The organism is Novosphingobium sp. JCM 18896 (assembly GCF_025938095.1).
Classification (GTDB): domain Bacteria; phylum Pseudomonadota; class Alphaproteobacteria; order Sphingomonadales; family Sphingomonadaceae; genus Novosphingobium.
The window spans coordinates 461,819-478,536 of sequence record NZ_JAPCZF010000003.1 but is presented as its reverse complement, the minus strand read 5'-3'; the positions used below and the strand labels follow the sequence as shown (position 1 = coordinate 478,536).

The following is a 16,718-nucleotide window of genomic DNA, read 5'->3' as shown; positions in this document are numbered from 1 at the left end:
TCTCGGCCGGCCCCGCGCGTTCGGTCAGAAGTCGTAGCGCAGCGCGGCCGACACCGTCCGCCCGTTGATCGCGCGGCCCGAGCCGATGCCGTTGGCGGGCACGGTGCTCTGCGAGATCTCGAAGAAGCCGATCTTGTCGAACAGGTTGTAGGCGTTGACCATCAGCTGGACGCGCTCGACCGGACGGAACTGGACGAAGGCGTTGACCACGGTGAAGCCCGGCATCTTGAGCAGGTTGCTGTCCTGCGCATAGGAGCTGGTGATCGTCACCACGTTGGCGCCGACGGTGAAAAGCTCGGTCTCGTACTGCGGCGTCGCCTGCAGGGTCCAGGCCGGCTGGTGGCGCGGTTCCTTGCCGGTCAGCGTCGGGTCGAGCTTGTCCTCGGTAATCTTGGCCTTGGTATAGGTTGCCCCCGCGGTCACGCTGAACGGGCCGGTGCGATAGGAGCCTTCGAGCTCCAGGCCATAGGCGCGATAGGAGCGGAAGGTCCGGTTGGCCGAGCCGTTGAGCACGTTGTGGTCGTCGGCATGGGCCAGGAAGGCCGTGCCGTTCAGGGTCGCGTTCGAGGTGCGGAACTTGAAGCCGCCTTCGAGCTGGCGGACCTCGTCGTACTTGTCCTTGCTGTCGGCGACGCTGCCGTCGGTCGTGCTGACGATCGGCGTGAACAGGATCTTGTCGGCATTGGCGCGACCGCCGCGGCTGTAGCGCGCGAAGGCCGAGAGCTGTTCGGCGATGCGATAGTTCACGCCCGCCGAATAGCTGAGATAGCCGTAGTTGTAGTTCACCGGCGCCGGCTGGGTCAGCGGCAGGTAGGCGACGCTGCGCTCGGGCGCGGTGATCACGCCATCGCCGTTCATGTCCTGGGTGACCAGGCCGACGCGCCCGCCTTCGAGGTCGGCACCGAACAGCTGGCCGCGTACGCGACCGCTGTCGTAGCGCAGGCTGCCGCCGATCGCGACCTTGCCGACGTGATAGTTCACCGAGGCATAGGGCGCGGTGATGTTGTACTTCACGTCGAAGATGCGGCGGAACTTGCTCGTCCGGCCGCGGCCATAGGCATAGTAGCCATCGACCGTCTGCGGCACGCCGGTGGCGCTGGTGATGTTGACCATCGCCGTCTGCGCATCGCCGGCGACGTCGGCGTCGAAGGCCGAGTGCAGCCATTCGGACTTGAGCGTCTGGATCGCCTTGTAGAGGCCGGCGGTGACCGTGAGGTTACCCTCGCCCAGACGCCAGACGCGCGTCGCGCGGAAGTCGTTGGTGAAGTTGTCGAGGCTGCGCGCGCGCGTCTCGGCCATGTAGAACAGCGCGAGCAGGCCGTTGCCGTTGGCGTTGGTCGGTACGAGTTGGCCCGCGTTCGGCCCGCTGGCATAGCGCGCCACCGCGCCGGCGCCGGCCTGTGAGGCGGCGAAGGCGGTGACCGTGTCGGCCGTGTTCGGGAACACGCGGAGGAAATCACCCTTGTTCGCCGAATAGCGCGCGCGGTCGGTCAGGGTGAAGCCGCCCACTTCGAACTGCGCCTCGAGGCCCACCGATTTCGACACCGGATGCATGCCGTACTTGAGCGGGAACTTCTGCAGCTTGTTCTCGCCGTCGAGCGTGACCACCGGCCCGATATAGGGCGAGAGCACCGAATCCTTGCGGATGTCGAAGCCTGGCAGGTTGGCGATCGTCGGATTGCTGTCGGTGCCCGTCAGCTTGAAGAAATAGGGCGCGAAGGTCGGCGAGCGATCGTCGAGATACTTGGCGTGGACGCGAATGTAGCCGTTGCTGAACTGCTTGGTGATGTTCGCGCGGATCTGGCCGCCCTTGTAGCCGGTGAAGCCGATGTTCCGTGGGCCTTCGCCCCAGCGGTAGAATCCGCCGACGTGGAAGCGCAGGCTGTCGCTCAGCTTGCCGCCGTAGTCGGCGTCGAAGCGATTCTCGCCGTAGTCGAGGCCCTTGGTGAACTGGATCGAGCCGCCCTGCGTCTCGCCGGTCTTGGAGATCAGGTTGATCAGGCCGCCCGGCGAATCCGAGGCGAAGGTCGAGGCCGAACCGCCGCGGATCGACTCGATCTGCGCGAGGTTGAAGTCGGCGCGCGAGAAGACGTCGGCACCGAAGTTGAAGAAGTCGCCGAACTCGATGACGGGCAGGCCGTCTTCCTGAATCTGCATGTACTTTGAGCCGCCGGCCGCCAGCGGCAGGCCGCGCACGGTATAGTTGGCATTGCCCTCGCCGATGCCCGATTCGACGCGCAGGCCCGGCATCGTGCGCAGGATGTCCGCGAGCGGGCGCGGTCCGAGCTTTTCGGCTTCGCTGCCGCGCAGCGCGCTGGTCGAGGTGGCGCTGTCGAGGCGATCGCGGCCCTTGGCGACGCCGGTGGAGAACACCTCCTGGTTGGCATTCTCGGCCTGAGGCTTGGCGGTGACGACAGGTGCGGTCTGGGTGGGCGCCGACTGAGCGAGCGCCGGCAGGGCGTGGAGCAGCGAGGCTCCCGCGAGCAGATAAACGGCCTTCTTCATGTAAAAATGAATCCCGGTTGCCGCCATCCGCACTTGGCGTGGTTTCCCGCGGATTCACTTAGGGGAACTATGGTGGATACCGCCCTTCCGCCGTCCCTCGTAGAAACACATAGACGGCACCGATGAGACCGACGCCGACACAAACGATCGATCAACCCTTCACAACCGCCGCAAAAATCGTCAAAGGGCCGCGCGATGGCAGGATATAGAGAACCTGGATTCCAGGACAGAGTGGCAGCCGCAACCCAAGCGCGCGCCAAGGCACTGGCGAAGTTGAAGGCGAAGCCCGCGGTCGACCCGGCCGAGCAGGCGGAGCGCGTCGCCAGGGAGCAGGCGCGCGAGGCCGAGCGGCTGGAGAAGGCCAAGGCGGCCAAGGCCGAGCGCGAGGCCAAGGCCGAGGCGCGCCGCGCCGAAGCGCAGGCCAAGGCCGAAGCGGCAGCCGCTTCCGCCGCCAAGCCGCAAAAGACCGAGGCCGAACTCAAGGCGGCCCGCGACGCGCGCTATGCCGCGCGCAAGGCTCGCAAGAAGTAGCGCGAGAGACCGCCGCTAGAAGGCGAACAGCGCGGCGATGATGACGGTGAAGACGATCGATTCGATCAGTCCGATCGACGCCGTCAACATTGCCGCCGGAAGCGACTGGTCGAGCTTGAGCGCGAACCAGCGCACCTGCAGCAGCCCGTAGAACAGGAAGGCCGCGGCGACGATCCCGAGGCCGATCGCGGCAGCCGCCGCGACGGGCAGGTGCGTCATGCTCGCGCCCAGGCTCAGCATCAGCGCGAAGGGCGCCACGGCATAGCACTGCGCGTAGAACGGTGCCTTGAGCGTCTCGCGATCGAGGTCGAGCGCGCTCTTGCGCACCATGCGCGTGGCCAGCACCAGCGGAAACATGCCGAACAGCATCAGGCGCAGCAGCAGCAGGGTGGTGTTGTCGTTGACCAGCGCGGCCAGGCCATGCCGGCTCGCGACCACCGGATTGACGCCGAACACGGTCAGCTCGATCGCCTGGCAGACCATCAGGGTCAGGATCAGGAACACCGGCGGGCTGACCGCGGCACGGTACTGGTCGTCCTGCGGCAGGGCCAGTTGCGCCTCGGCATAGTCCATCGTCTGCAGCGGATGGCGCAGGATCCTGACCATCGTGACGGGGAAGAACACGAGCCAGCTCATCAGCTCGTAGAGAAACTCGTCGAGCGAATTCAGCCACTGGACGAAATTCATGGGCGGCGCAGTCCCTTCGCGAATGCCCGAAATGGCGCGCCCGGCAGGGTTCGAACCTGCAACAACCCGCTTAGAAGGCGGGGACTCTATCCAGTTGAGCTACGGGCGCGTTGCCGCATCTCATAGCGGCCTTCGCCTTGCGCGCAAACCGCGATAGGGTCCACCGCGGGGCATAACGAGCGGAGGGGGCAAGCGGTGCGGGCGTTCACGGTCCAGGTCGAGGAGACGGCGCTCGCCGAGCTGCAGCAGCGGCTGGCGGCAACGCGCTGGCTCGACGACCCTACCGGCGGCGCCCCCGGCTATGGCGCCGAACTCGCCTTCGTTCGCGCACTCTGCGCCCATTGGGCCGAGCACTTCGACTGGCGCGCGGTCGAGGCGCGGCTCAACGCCCAGCCGCAAGTGATCGCCGAGATCGACGGGATCGCGATCCACGCGATCCACCGCCGGTCGTCGCGGCCCGATGCCGTGCCGCTGCTGCTGCTCCACGGCTGGCCGAGTTCGGTGCTCGAATTTCTCGATCTCTGCGAACCGCTGGCCGAACCCGCGGCGGACGACGCGCCGGCCTTCCATGTGATCGCCCCCTCGCTGCCCGGCTACGGCTGGTCGACCACGCGCTCCGGCGTCTCGCCACGCCGCATCGCCGCGCAGATGGCCGAACTGATGACCCGGCTCGGCTACGATCGCTTCCTGATCCAGGGCGGCAACTGGGGCAGCGGCATAGGCACCGAGATCGCGCGCGAATGGCCCGAGCGGGTGATCGGCCTGCACCTCAACTCGGTCAACGGCAGCGCGCCGCCGGTCGAGGCCGGCGTGGTGCTCTCGCCCGCCGACCAGGCGCTCGCCGACATCTATGCCGGCCTGCTGCGCGCGCCGCATTTCAACCTCGTCGCCCAGGCGCCGCTGTCGGTGGCCCACGCGATGAACGACAGCCCCGCGGGCCTGCTCGCCTGGCTCGGCGAGCGGCTGCGCGACTGGGCCGACCTCGCCCTGCCCGGCAATCCCGGCCTCGCGCCCGACTGGATCGTCGCGACCACGGCGCTCTACTGGTTCACCGGCACGGCCGCCTCGTCGCAGATGCTCTATCGCGAGGCCGTGCACGATCCCGTGCCCGAACGCTTCGTCACCGTGCCGACGGGCGTGGCCCATTTCGCCGCCGAGCTGGTGATGATCCCGCGCCCCTGGGCCGAGCGGCACTACAACCTGGTCCGCTGGAGCGAAATCGCGCAGGGCGGACACTATCCGGCGATCGAGGTGCCCGAACTGTTCCTCGAAGATGTGCGCAGTTTCGCGCAGATGCTTTGCGCGCCCGAAAAGACAGGATAGGCAAGCGCCATGGATCAGCCGCTTTCCCGCATCGAGGGCAGTTCCGGCGCGCGCCGGCACTTCCGTTACTTCGAATATGCCATGGCCGCCTTCGTGGCGATCCTGCTGCTGTCGAACCTGATCGGCGCGGCGAAGCTGGCGACCGTCTGGGGCTTCACCTTCGGCGCGGGCATCCTGTTCTTCCCCGTGTCCTACGTGCTCGGCGACGTGCTGACCGAGGTCTACGGCTATGCCAATGCGCGCCGCTGCGTCTGGGCGGGCACGGTCGCGCTGATCTTCATGGCCTTCATGTCCTATGTCGTCGTCGCCATGCCGCCCTCGCCGACCTGGGGCTGCGCCTCGAGCGGCGACCCAGTCTTCGCCGCATTGGGCCTCGATCCGGGCACGATCTGCCAATCGACCTACGTCTCGGTCTTCGGCTCCACCTGGCGCATCGTCGCGGCCTCGGTCGTGGCCTTCTGGGCCGGCGAATTCGTCAACGCCTTCGTCATGGCCAAGCTCAAGATCTTCACCCAGGGCAAGCACCTGTGGAGCCGCACGATCGGCTCGACCGTGTTCGGCCAGGCCGTGGACTCGGCGCTGTTCTACCCGATCGCCTTCCTCGGCATCTGGGAAACGCACGACGTGGTCATGGTCATGGTCACCAATTGGGCGATGAAGGTGGGCTGGGAAGTGATCCTGACCCCCGCGACCTATGCCGTCGTCGGCTGGCTCAAGAACCGCGAGGGGGTCGACGTGTTCGACACCGACACCGAGTTCTCGCCCTTCGCCAAGACGGAATCGGTCTAGCACCCCATATCGCCACGATGGCGCTCGATCGCATCCTGCTGTCCGACTTCCGCAACCACCACGAGACGCGGATCGAGGGCACGCATCAGTTCAACCTGCTCGTGGGCGAAAACGGTGCGGGCAAGACCAACGTGCTCGAAGCGATCTCGTTGTTCGCGCCCGGCCGCGGCCTGCGCCGTGCGCAACTCGCCGACATGCCCGCACAGGCCGGTCCGGGCGGCTTCGCGATCAGCGCCGAGCTGGCGACGCCGGCGGGCCCGGTGCGGCTCGGCACCGGCACCAGCGCCGAGGCTCCCGGCCGCCGCGTCGTCCAGGTCAACCAGGCCTCGGCGCCGGCGGTGCGGCTCGGCGAATGGCTGTCCATCGGCTGGCTGACCCCGGCGATGGACCGGCTCTTCGCCGAGGGCGCGGGCGCGCGGCGGCGCTTTCTCGATCGGCTGGTGCTCGCACTCGAACCCGCGCATGCCAAGCAGGCGGCGCGGCTCGAAGCGGCGCTGCGCGAACGCAATCGCCTGCTGTCAGGAGACGTGGAGCCCGATCCCGCTTGGCTCGACGCGATCGAGGCGCAGGTCGCCGAGGCCGGCGCGGCCGTGGCCCAGGCCCGCGCACGGCTGGTCGAGCGGCTGCAGACCGCGCTGCTCGCCCTGCCCGAAGCGCCTTTCGCGCGGCCTTCGCTGGCCTATGTGCCCGGCGGGCCGCTCGACCGCGACGACCTGACGCGCGCGCTCGCCGAGGGCCGACGGCGCGATCGCGCCGCGCAGCGGACCCTGGTGGGGCCGCATCGCGACGAGCTCGCCGTGACCATGGCGGGCAAGGAACAACCCGCCGCCGACTGCTCGACCGGCGAGCAGAAGGCCATGCTGATCGCGATCACCTTGGCCCATGCCGGGCTCGATCTCGATATATCGGATGACACCGCCCGGCCGCGCCTGCTGCTGCTCGACGAGGTCGCCGCCCATCTCGATCCGCTGCGACGCGAGGCGCTGTTCGACCGGCTCCGCGCCGGCGGCGCACAGATCTGGCTGACCGGGACCGAACTGCCGCCCTTCGCCGCGATCGAAGCCGAGGCCGCGGTCTGGCGCGTCAGCGAGGGGGCGGTGGAGCGGCTGTCTTAGCCGCCGTCTCGGGCAAGGCCCCCGCCACCTGTTCCACCGTCGCCGCGACGATCGCCTCGAGGCCCTGCGCGGTCGGGTGGATGTGGTCCTGCTGGATCAGGTCGGGCCGGCCGATCACCGCCTGGAGGAAGAACGGCACCAGCACCGCGCCGTGCTTCTTGGCCAGCGACGGGAAGATCGGATCGAACTTGGCGCGATATTCGGGGCCCATGTTCGGCGGGGCCAGCAGGCCCATGATCACCGCCTTGATCTTGCGCCTGTCGAGCTCGGTCAGGATCGCGTCGAGATTCTCGCGCGTCTGCTCGGGCGGCAGGCCGCGCAGCATGTCGTTGCCGCCAAGGCTGATGATGACGAGATCGGGCGCGCGCTCCTGGTTGTCGAGCGTGAAGGCCAGCCGCGCGCGGCCCTCGGCCGAGGTGTTGCCCGATACGCCGGCATTGGCGATCCGCGCGTTGACGCCCCGCGCGCGCAGCGCCGCTTCGAGCTTGACCGGATAGGCCTGGTCCGAAGCGAGGCCATAGCCGGCGAACAGGCTGTCGCCGAGCGCGAGCACGCGCACCTCCTGCCCCATCACCGGGATTTCCGGGCGGGCTTCGACGCTCTGCTCCTCGCTGGGCGACGGTGTCGGCGCCGGTTCTGCACCGCCGCATCCCGTCAGCAAGAGCGCGCTTGTAATCAGCAGGCCCGCGTACAATTTCATACAGATGTCTCCTTGCCCGACGCGGCATAGCTATGCCATCTCCCCCGCGTGACAAGCCCCCAGCCCGCCATTTCGGCGCAGAACCTGACCCTCACTCTCGGTAGCGGCGAGAGCGCGGTCGCCATTCTCAAGGGGCTCGATCTCGTCGTCCCGCAAGGGCAGACCCTGGCGCTGCTCGGCCCCTCGGGCTCGGGCAAGAGCTCGCTGATGGCCGTGCTGTCAGGGCTCGAACGCGCCTCTTCGGGCAGCCTGACGGTCGCCGGCGAGGATTTCGGCAAGCTCGACGAGGACGGCCTGGCCCGCGCGCGGCGCGGCCGCATCGGCATCGTGCTCCAGGCCTTCCACCTGCTGCCGACGATGACCGCGCTCGAAAACGTCGCCACGCCGATGGAACTGGCCGGCATGCCCGATGCCCAGGAACGCGCGGCGGCCGAACTGACCGCGGTCGGGCTCGGCCACCGGCTCACGCACTATCCGGCGCAGCTTTCGGGCGGCGAGCAGCAGCGCGTCGCCATCGCCCGCGCCATCGCCCCGCGCCCCACCCTGATCTTCGCCGACGAGCCCACGGGGAATCTCGACGCCGCGACGGGTTCGGACATCATCGACCTGCTCTTCGCCCGCCGCGCCGAGACCCAGGCGACCTTGGTCATCATCACCCACGACACCGCGCTGGCCGACCATTGCGAGCGCGTCGTGACGATCGGGGACGGCAGAATCGCGAGCGATACCGCCGCGTGAGCGCAGCTCCCCTCCCCTGGTCCACCGCCTGGCGTATCGCCCGGCGCGATCTCAACGCGCGGTTTCGCGGGCTGCGGCTGCTGCTCGTCTGCCTGTTCCTCGGCGTCGGCGCGATCGCCGCGATCGGCACCCTGACCGGCTCGATCGAGCGCGAACTGGCGACGCGCGGCCGCGCGATCCTGGGCGGCGACATCGAACTCCAGGTCTGGCAGCGCGGCCTGAACCGCGGCGAACGGCAGGCACTGGCCGCGCTGGGCCGCGTGTCGTCCGGCACGCGCATGCAGGCGATGGCGAGCGCCAACGACAGCTTCGCACCCGTCGAGCTCAAGGCCGTAGACGAGCGCTGGCCCATGGTCGGCAGGCTGCGCCTGAAGGACGGCCGCGAGGTCGGCGCGCCGTCGGACGACGGCACCTGGATCGCCGAGGGCGCGGCCGAGCGGCTCGGCGTGAAGGTCGGCGATCGCGTCACGATCGGCGGCCAGAGGCTGACGGTCGAGGGTGTGATCGACGACGAGCCCGACCGGCTCAGCGAAGGCCTGTCGCTCGGCACGGTCGCGATCGTCCGCGATTCCGTGCCCGAGCAGGCCGGGCTGACCGCGCCCGGCGCCATGTTCCGCACCAAGGTCCGCGTGGTCCTGCCCAGCGACCGCGATCCCGAAGCGACGGTCGAGGATCTCCAGAAGCGCTTCCCCGACGCCGGCTTCAACTTCCGCACGCGCGATCGCGCGGCGCCGGGGGCCGAGCGCTTCGTCTCGCGGATGGGCGAATTCCTCGTGCTCGTCGGTCTCGCCGCGCTGGCCATCGCCGGGATCGGCATCGGCGGCGGCGTCTCGTCCTATCTCGAGGCGCGCCGCGCGAGCATCGCCACCTTCAAGGTGCTCGGCGCGACCAGCGGCGACATCGCGCGGATCTACGTGCTACAGATCGGTGCCGCGGCGATCGCGGGCAGCATGGCCGGCCTCGCCGTCGGCGTGCTGGTGACACCGCTGCTCGCCCAGGCGCTCGGCACCCTGTTGCCGGTGACCACGGGCTTCGTCTTCGCGCCTTGGGCGCTGCTGCGCGCCGCGGCCTATGGCCTGCTCGTCGCGCTGATCTTCGCCGCGCCGCCGCTCGCCCGCGCACGCACCTTCCCCGCCATGGCGCTGATGCGCGCGCGCGTTTCGCCGCTGGCCCTGCCGCGCAAGGCCGTGCTGCTGCCCGTCGGCCTAGGGCTCGCCGCGATCGTCGCCCTGGCCCTGGCGAGCGCCGCGCAGATCAAGATCACCGCGCTGTTCCTCGCGGGCACCGCCGGGGTGCTGGCGCTGCTCGGCGGGCTCGGCTGGGCGATCCGCCGCCTCGCCGCGCGCCTGCCGCGACCGCGCGGGCCGCTGCTGCGCGCCGGCCTCGCCAACCTGCACCGCCCGGGCGCGCAGACCGGCGCGCTGGTTACCGCGCTCGGCTTCGGGCTCTCGGCCTTCGTCCTGCTCGCGGCGATCCAGACCAGCCTCGAAGCGAACATCGCCAAGCGCATTCCCCAGCGCGCGCCCGACTATTTCGTGCTCGACGTGCCCAAGGACCGGGTCGGGGCCTTCGAGCAGGCGGTGCACGAGGTGCTCCCGCGCGCGACGCTTCGCACGGTGCCCGCGCTGCGCGGCGCGATCATCGCCTATGGCCCCGAAGGCCGAATGACGCGCGTCGCCGATCTCAAGACGATCCCCGAAAAAGGCTGGGCGCTGCGCGGCGAGCGCGGGCTGACCTATTCGCAGGACGTGCCCGAAGGCAATTCGCTGGTCGCCGGCCAATGGTGGCCCAAGGCCTATGCCGGCCCGCCGCTGGTCTCGGTCGACGAGGAACTGGCAAAGGCGGTCGGGCTCAAGCTCGGCGATCGGATCACCGTCGCCGTTCTGGGGGTCGAGCGCACTGCGACGGTGGCCTCGCTGCGCCGGCTCGACTGGGAGAACATGGGCTTCAACTACGTGCTCGTCTTCTCGCCCAACACCCTGGCCGACGCGCCGCACAACCTCGCCGCGACGATCGACGTGCCAGCCGGCGACAGCAAGGCCGGGCTGCTGCGCAAGCTGGCCCAGGCCTTCCCCGCGACCTCGGTGATCGAGACCGGCGGCATCCTCAAGGAAGCGCGCGCGCTGCTGTCGCAGATGTCGGCGGCGATCCTCGCCGCGGCTTCGGTGGCGGTGCTGGCGGGCCTGGCCGTGCTGCTCGGCGCGATCGCCGCGGCGCGCGCCAGCCGGACCTACGACAACGTGATCCTGCGCGTGCTCGGCGCAAGCCGGCGGCAATTGCTGCTGCTGCAGATGGCCGAATACGGCCTGCTGGCGGGCGCGCTGTCGCTCGTCGCGCTGGTGCTGGGCAGCGGCGTTGCCTGGGCGATCGTCACCCAGATGTTCGAGTTCGACTGGCTGCCCGACTGGACCTGGGTCCTGATCGTGCTCGGCACCGGCCTGGTGCTGGTCCTGGGCTTCGCGCTGGCCGGCTCGCTACCGCTGTTGCGGGCGAAACCGGCACAGGCGTTGCGCGAGCTTTAAGCGAAAACCGCCGCGCTGGTCGGCTGGGTCGGATCCTCGCCGTACTTGTTCGGGCCGCTCGTGCCCTTGAGGCACATGACCACGATCAGCGCTATCCAGACGAGGAAGTTGATCAGCGGCACCGCACCCAAGATCGCGAAGGGCAGGTAGACCCAGCCCGAGAGGTTGAGATCGTGGAACCGCCGGATCGTCACCGCGAAGGAGGCGACCGCCGTCAGGATCGCCCAGATGTACATCGGCACCAGCAAGACGATCATCGTGACGAAGCCGACACCGGCGAAAGCCGCGCCGAGATCGCTGAGATTGCCGCCGCTGCTGGCAAAGGCCGCGCCGCCGATCAGGGTCGCGAACAGGCCGATGAAGATCACCGCGACGATGACGTTGAGCAGCACGAACATCCAGAATTCCTGCCGCGAAGAGCGCCCCTCGATCAGACGGTAGAGCTTGCGATACGGCATCAGCATCCATTCCATGGCGTCGTCCCCTTTCCTCCGAACCAAGAATAGATCTTCAAGGCATCACACATCTGCCTTTACCGCAACGAAAAAGGGGGCCGCGAGGCCCCCTTCCCGTTCCGATCGGAAGCCCCCGCCTACCAGCGGAAGCGCGCCGCGACACCGTAGGTCCGCGGCTGGTTGGTATAGGCCGAGACCGAACCCGACTGCGCGACCGAATCGAAGATCACGTTGAGATAGCGGTTGTCGAGCAGGTTGCGACCCCAGACCGACAGCTCGAGCCCGTTCTGCATGGCATAGGTGATCGAGGCGTTGAGATCGCTGACCTCGCGCTTGAACGGCCGCGCCGCGTCGAGGCCCGGCTGGTAGTTGGCCACGCCCGTCACCGGATCGCGGACGATGAAGGCCGGCAGGCCCTCTACCGTCTGCACCTCGGCTTCGTAGTGATAGTCGCCGTAGAGGATCAGGTGATCGCCGTTGCCGAACTCGTGGTCGTAGGTGGCGGTGAAGGTCGACGAGATCGGCGGGATGTCGGCGGGGGTGATCCCCGTGGCGTCGCCGAAGGCCGAGTTCTTGAAGTCGTTGTACTTGGGATCGAGGTAGGTCATCGACAGGCCCAGGGTCAGGCCCTTGGCCGGCTTGACCGTGCCTTCGAACTCGATGCCGAAGACCGACTGCTTGCCGGCATTGCCCAGGAAGAAGCCGGTGCCGGTGAAGATGTTCGACTGGAAGCCGCGGATCGACTGCTTGAACACCGCGAGGTTGGCGGTGGCCAGGCCCCAGTTGGCCTTGATGCCGGCCTCGTAGGAGGTCGCCTTCTCGGGGCTGGCGAAGCGGCTGCCGTAGGTCTGGTTGACCACGCCGATGCCCGCGGTCTGGATCGCGCCCTGCGCCGAGAGCGGCGGGCGGCTGTCGCGCGAGAGGTTGACCGAGCTCGCCTTGAAGCCCGTGGCGACGCCGGCGTAGATGTTCATCGTGTCGGTCAGGTCATAGGACGCGCGCGCGGTCCACGAGACGTTGTTGTCGCGCGTGCGGCCGTCTTCCACCGAATTGGGCAGGTTGAGGAACGGCGGCAGGAACTGCAGCGCGCGCAGGTTGAGCAGCGCCGCGGTCTGGGCATTGGCGCCGGTCGAGATCGTGTTGAACGCCGCCGGATTGGCCTGGGCGAAGGCCGCGATCTGCGCCGCCGAGGCCAGGCCGCCCGGCACGCCGAGCAGGCCGCCGACGGTCTGCGCGATGCCCGCATTGGTCGCCGCGGTGCGCAGCGCCGGCAGGTTGAGTCCGGCGAAGACGTCGTTCGAGACCACGTTGGTCGCGAAGTTCTTCTTGTCGTGCGTGTAGTTGACGCCGCCGGTCAGGGTCAGCCGGTCGCCGAGCTTGACGTCGAACTGCGCGAACAGCGAGATCGCCTCGTTCTTCAGACGGTAGCTCTCGGCCAGGCCCTGGCCCGGCGTGAAGAAGCGGTTGGTGTAGAGCCCGGGATTGCCCTGCAGGGTGCCGAACAGCGTTTCGAGCCCGCTGATCGTCAGGGCGTTGTTCGACTGGCCGCGCACCAGCAGATCGAGATAGGGCCGCGCCTGGGTGCCCCACTGGATCGCGCCGTCCTGGGCGATCTTCTCGTTGAAGTAATAGGCGCCGAACAGCGCGGTCAGCTTGTCCGCGATCGAGGCCGAAGCGCGGAATTCCTGGGTGAAGGTCTTGATCCGCGTGTCCGAGGCATTGGTGCGGACGATGTCGGCGCTGGTGAAGTCGGCGTCGTAGTCGCTGAACGAGTCGCTCTTGCGATAGGCCGTGATCGAGGTCAGCGTCAGCGGACCCATCTCGTAGTCGACCTGGCCCGAGAAGCCGTAGTTCTCGATCCGATTCACCGGAACGATGTTGTTGTAGACCTCGTTCGAGAAGCGATCGGCCGGCGCGTTGACGTTGCCGCCCACCGCACGGATCGCGTTGGTCGCGGCCGACTGGCGAACGTTGACCACGCCGCAGCAGACCTCGTCGATCTTGCCGTAGTCGGCGATCAGGCGGACCGAGAGCTGGCTGTCCGGCTGGAACAGCAGTTGCCCACGCGCGAACCAGCGGTCGCGATCGCCGAGCTTGGCGCCGGTGTTGAGATCCTTGTTGTAGCCGTCGCGGCGGTTGTAGCCACCCGACAGGCTCGCCGCGATCGTGTCCGAGAGAGGCCCGGTGACCACGCCCTTGACCACCACCGCGTTGTAATTGCCGTAGGACGCCTCGACGTTGCCGCCGAATTCGAACTTGGGCTTCTGGGTGGAGATCGAGATCACGCCGGCCGAGGCATTCTTGCCGAACAAGGTCGACTGCGGCCCGCGCAGGACCTCGATCCGCTCGATGTCGGGCAGGTCGGAAATCTGCGAAGCCGTGCGCGAGCGATAGACGCCGTCGATGAACACGCCGACCGAAGGCTCGATACCCGCATTGTTGGCGCCGTTGCCGAAGCCGCGGATGAAGAAGTTGGTATTGGCCGAGCTCTGACGCTCACCGACACGCAGCGAGGGGACGATCGAGCCGAGGTCCTTGAGGTCGCGAATGAATTCGCGCTCGATCTGCGCAGCCGTGGCGACGGTGACCGCCACCGGCACTTCCTGCAGGGTCTGCTCGCGCTTGGTCGCGGTGACGACGATCTCGTTGGCATTGCCATAGTCGTCCGACGGCATGTCGCTGGCGGGCTGCGCCTCGTCGGCGGCCGGCGCATCCTGCGCGAAGGCCACGCCGGGCAAGGCAAAGGTTAATGCGGCCGCCGTCGAGAACAAGGCGCTGCGGGCGGAAGCGGTGAAGCCAACCGAAGACGACATCATAGGCGAGCCCTCTCTCCACGGGAGCCGCGCCGGCACTGTGCCTTGCGCGTACACGAGCTCCCTGGCCGCGACTTTAATCATAAGATTCCTAATTTTTCGATAGGTAGAGCGCATCCCTGACACGGTTTTTGCACATTGGTGTCACCCGATGCACACAAGTGCGCAAGCAATCGGCGGCTTGCCGTGGAGGGGCATTTCGGATAGGGGCGCGCCGTGTTGCAGCGCAACAGCGCTTGCCCTTAGCTCCCATAACTGGAAACCTCCGCATGTCCGCCCCGCTTCCCCTGCGCAATATTGCGATCATCGCGCACGTCGACCACGGCAAGACCACCCTCGTCGATCAGCTTTTCCGCCAGTCCGGCACCTTCCGCGACAACCAGCGCGTCGAAGAGCGCGCGATGGACTCGAACGACCTCGAGAAGGAGCGCGGCATCACGATTCTCGCGAAGCCGACCTCGATCGAGTGGAACGGCACGCGCATCAACATCGTCGACACCCCGGGCCACGCCGACTTCGGCGGCGAGGTGGAGCGCATCCTCTCGATGGTCGACGGCGTGATCCTGCTCGTCGACAGCTCGGAAGGCGCGATGCCGCAGACCAAGTTCGTCACCGGCAAGGCGCTGGCGCTCGGCCTCAAGCCGATCGTCGTGGTCAACAAGGTCGATCGTCCCGACGAGCGCATCCAGGAAGTGCTCGACGAGGTGTTCGACCTCTTCGTCACGCTCGAAGCCAACGACGAACAGCTCGACTTCCCCGTGCTCTACGCCTCGGGCCGCAACGGCTATTGCAGCGACGATCCGCAGCGCCGCGAAGGCACGCTCGAGCCGATGTTCCAGAAGATCGTCGACCACGTGCCGCCGCCGGCGCTCGACACCGAGGCGCCGTTCAGCTTCCTCGTGACCCTGCTCGATCGCGACAACTTCCTCGGCCGCGTGCTGACCGGCCGCGTCCAGTCGGGCACGGTCAAGATCAACCAGCCGATCCACGCGCTCGACGCCGACGGCAAGGTGATCGAGACCGGTCGCGCCTCGAAGATCATGACCTTCCGCGGGCTCGACCGCGTGCCGGTCGACGAAGCCAAGGCCGGCGACATCATCAGCCTCGCGGGCCTCACCGTCGCGACCGTGTCGAACACCATCGCCGACACCTCGGTCAGCGAGCCGATCAAGGCGCAGCCGATCGATCCGCCGACCCTGTCGATGCGCTTCGCGGTCAACGACAGCCCGATGGCCGGCCGCGAGGGTGACAAGGTCACCAGCCGCATGATCCGCGACCGCCTGATGCGCGAAGCCGAATCGAACGTCGCGATCAAGGTCACCGAATCGGCCGACAAGGACAGCTTCGAAGTCGCCGGCCGCGGCGAGCTTCAGCTCGGCGTGCTGATCGAGACGATGCGCCGCGAGGGCTTCGAGCTTGGCATCAGCCGTCCGCGCGTGCTGTTCGGCACCGACGAGACCGGCGGCAAGACCGAGCCTTACGAAACCGTCGTCATCGACGTGGACGACGAGCACTCGGGCACGGTCGTCGACAAGATGAACCAGCGCAAGGCCGAGATGACCGACATGCGTCCCTCGGGTGGCGGCAAGACCCGCATCACCTTCTCGGCCCCGTCGCGCGGCCTGATCGGCTACCACGGCGAGTTCCTCTCGGACACGCGCGGCACCGGCATCATGAACCGCCTGTTCGAGAAGTACGGCCCGCACAAGGGCAAGATCGAGGGCCGCAAGAACGGCGTGCTGATCTCCAACGGCAACGGTGAAGCCGTCGCCTATGCGCTCGGCCCGCTCGAAGAGCGCGGCATCCTCTTCGTCGGCGTCGGCGAAGCGCTCTACGAGGGCATGATCATCGGCGAGAACGCCAAGGTCGAGGACCTCGAGGTCAACCCGATGAAGTCCAAGCAGCTGACGAACTTCCGTTCGAGCGGCAAGGACGACGCGATCCGCCTGACCCCGCCCAAGGTCATGACGCTCGAGCAGGCGATCGCCTACATCGACGATGACGAGATGGTCGAGGTCACGCCGAAGAACATCCGTCTGCGCAAGGCGATCCTCGATCCCAACGAGCGCAAGAAGGCCGGCCGCAAGAAGGAAGCGGCCTGAGGTTAGAAAAGGCGGCACCGGACATCCCGGCGCCGCCTTTTTCTTTGGGGCCTGGCGCGGCCTGAGGTTGCGGCGTGAGGTTGCGGTGGGAGCACCGTCATCCGGCATCGCATGCGCTCGACATTGGGATGGCGCATCGTCCTGCACAAAAGGGAGAGGCGTGGGCTTAAGCGAGCCTTGTTAGTAGACCTCCGCCACCTAAATGCCTTGCGTCGCGAATGGAGGCACCATGGCTCAGTCCCTTGAACAGTTGATGATGGACGGAAGTATTCCCGACGAAGTCTATCGCTTGATGCGCGACGCAATCCAAAAGGCAGGGGATCAGCGCGGCCACCTTTTTGAAGCCGGGCATGAAGCGCACTATCAAGCGCTTGCGGCGTTTCTCGCCCTTAAAGCCGCTGGGTATTCCATTCAGAAATCCACACCGACCTGATCTCC

The 16,718-nt window shown here is 67.7% G+C and carries 13 protein-coding genes and 1 tRNA gene; 8 read left to right on the top strand and 6 right to left on the bottom strand.

Annotated features, from left to right (window positions below; all coding sequences use genetic code 11):
- Positions 1 to 24: 24 nt before the first annotated feature.
- Entirely contained in the window at positions 25 to 2,505 is a 2,481-nt protein-coding gene (locus OLX23_RS12620) for a TonB-dependent receptor domain-containing protein (protein ID WP_264445352.1), read from the bottom strand.
- Between the two features lie 195 nt (positions 2,506 to 2,700).
- Here OLX23_RS12620 and OLX23_RS12615 point away from each other — a divergent pair, with 195 nt between their 5' ends.
- Positions 2,701 to 3,036, top strand: a complete 336-nt coding sequence (locus tag OLX23_RS12615; RefSeq protein ID WP_264445351.1) for a DUF6481 family protein — start codon at positions 2,701 to 2,703, stop codon at positions 3,034 to 3,036.
- A gap of 15 nt (positions 3,037 to 3,051) precedes the next feature.
- Here the strand turns inward: OLX23_RS12615 and OLX23_RS12610 are convergent, their stop codons facing one another.
- Positions 3,052 to 3,723 carry a hypothetical protein gene (locus OLX23_RS12610; RefSeq protein ID WP_264445350.1) on the bottom strand — a complete coding sequence of 224 codons (672 nt, stop codon included), beginning with the start codon at positions 3,721 to 3,723 and terminating at the stop codon, positions 3,052 to 3,054.
- A 32-nt stretch (positions 3,724 to 3,755) separates the two neighbouring features.
- Positions 3,756 to 3,832 (bottom strand) — tRNA-Arg (locus tag OLX23_RS12605).
- Between the two features lie 86 nt (positions 3,833 to 3,918).
- On the opposite strand from OLX23_RS12605, the gene OLX23_RS12600 reads away from it, so the two are divergent.
- Genes OLX23_RS12600 through recF form a run of 3 tightly spaced genes read left to right on the top strand, consistent with a single transcriptional unit; the run spans position 3,919 to position 6,950 of the window.
- A complete protein-coding gene (locus OLX23_RS12600; protein ID WP_264445349.1) occupies positions 3,919 to 5,046 on the top strand; it encodes an epoxide hydrolase family protein in 1,128 nt (375 codons plus the stop codon).
- Positions 5,047 to 5,055: 9 nt separating this feature from the next.
- On the top strand, positions 5,056 to 5,835 hold the full coding sequence (locus OLX23_RS12595) for a queuosine precursor transporter (protein WP_264445348.1): 780 nt from the start codon (positions 5,056 to 5,058) through the stop codon (positions 5,833 to 5,835).
- A gap of 17 nt (positions 5,836 to 5,852) precedes the next feature.
- Complete coding sequence (gene recF, locus OLX23_RS12590; RefSeq protein ID WP_264445347.1) at positions 5,853 to 6,950, top strand: DNA replication/repair protein RecF; 1,098 nt, start codon at positions 5,853 to 5,855, stop codon at positions 6,948 to 6,950.
- Here recF and OLX23_RS12585 read toward each other — a convergent pair.
- The gene (locus tag OLX23_RS12585) at positions 6,919 to 7,650 is read right to left on the bottom strand and encodes an arylesterase (protein WP_264445346.1); all 732 of its coding nucleotides are present in this window, start codon (positions 7,648 to 7,650) and stop codon (positions 6,919 to 6,921) included. The genes recF and OLX23_RS12585 overlap by 32 nt on opposite strands.
- A 48-nt stretch (positions 7,651 to 7,698) precedes the next feature.
- On the opposite strand from OLX23_RS12585, the gene OLX23_RS12580 reads away from it, so the two are divergent.
- Entirely contained in the window at positions 7,699 to 8,388 is a 690-nt protein-coding gene (locus OLX23_RS12580; protein WP_264445345.1) for an ABC transporter ATP-binding protein, read from the top strand.
- Positions 8,385 to 10,910, top strand: a complete 2,526-nt coding sequence (locus tag OLX23_RS12575) for an ABC transporter permease (RefSeq protein WP_264445344.1) — start codon at positions 8,385 to 8,387, stop codon at positions 10,908 to 10,910. Before OLX23_RS12580 ends, OLX23_RS12575 begins: the two co-directional genes overlap by 4 nt.
- Here the strand turns inward: OLX23_RS12575 and OLX23_RS12570 are convergent.
- Both OLX23_RS12570 and OLX23_RS12565 read right to left on the bottom strand, forming a co-directional pair.
- Positions 10,907 to 11,383 carry a DUF805 domain-containing protein gene (locus tag OLX23_RS12570; protein WP_264445343.1) on the bottom strand — a complete coding sequence of 159 codons (477 nt, stop codon included), beginning with the start codon at positions 11,381 to 11,383 and terminating at the stop codon, positions 10,907 to 10,909. The genes OLX23_RS12575 and OLX23_RS12570 overlap by 4 nt on opposite strands.
- 119 nt (positions 11,384 to 11,502) lie before the next feature.
- Positions 11,503 to 14,181: a TonB-dependent receptor gene (locus OLX23_RS12565; RefSeq protein WP_264445342.1), complete on the bottom strand. Its 2,679-nt coding sequence runs from the start codon at positions 14,179 to 14,181 to the stop codon at positions 11,503 to 11,505.
- 266 nt (positions 14,182 to 14,447) lie between these two features.
- Between OLX23_RS12565 and typA the strand changes: the two genes are divergently transcribed.
- A complete protein-coding gene (typA, locus tag OLX23_RS12560) occupies positions 14,448 to 16,280 on the top strand; it encodes a translational GTPase TypA (RefSeq protein WP_264445341.1) in 1,833 nt (610 codons plus the stop codon).
- Between the two features lie 229 nt (positions 16,281 to 16,509).
- Positions 16,510 to 16,713 (top strand): hypothetical protein, encoded by a 204-nt coding sequence (locus OLX23_RS12555; protein WP_264445340.1) that lies wholly within the window; start codon positions 16,510 to 16,512, stop codon positions 16,711 to 16,713.
- Positions 16,714 to 16,718: the final 5 nt, after the last annotated feature.

Coding starts and splice junctions, on each gene's coding strand:
- OLX23_RS12620 (WP_264445352.1), bottom strand. CDS start 2,505: ATGAAGAAGGCCGTTTATCTGCTCGCGGGAGCCTCGCTGCTCCACGCC.
- OLX23_RS12615 (WP_264445351.1), top strand. CDS start 2,701: ATGGCAGGATATAGAGAACCTGGATTCCAGGACAGAGTGGCAGCCGCA.
- OLX23_RS12610 (WP_264445350.1), bottom strand. CDS start 3,723: ATGAATTTCGTCCAGTGGCTGAATTCGCTCGACGAGTTTCTCTACGAG.
- OLX23_RS12595 (WP_264445348.1), top strand. CDS start 5,056: ATGGATCAGCCGCTTTCCCGCATCGAGGGCAGTTCCGGCGCGCGCCGG.
- recF (WP_264445347.1), top strand. CDS start 5,853: ATGGCGCTCGATCGCATCCTGCTGTCCGACTTCCGCAACCACCACGAG.
- OLX23_RS12585 (WP_264445346.1), bottom strand. CDS start 7,650: ATGAAATTGTACGCGGGCCTGCTGATTACAAGCGCGCTCTTGCTGACG.
- OLX23_RS12570 (WP_264445343.1), bottom strand. CDS start 11,383: ATGGAATGGATGCTGATGCCGTATCGCAAGCTCTACCGTCTGATCGAG.
- OLX23_RS12565 (WP_264445342.1), bottom strand. CDS start 14,181: ATGATGTCGTCTTCGGTTGGCTTCACCGCTTCCGCCCGCAGCGCCTTG.
- typA (WP_264445341.1), top strand. CDS start 14,448: ATGTCCGCCCCGCTTCCCCTGCGCAATATTGCGATCATCGCGCACGTC.
- OLX23_RS12555 (WP_264445340.1), top strand. CDS start 16,510: ATGGCTCAGTCCCTTGAACAGTTGATGATGGACGGAAGTATTCCCGAC.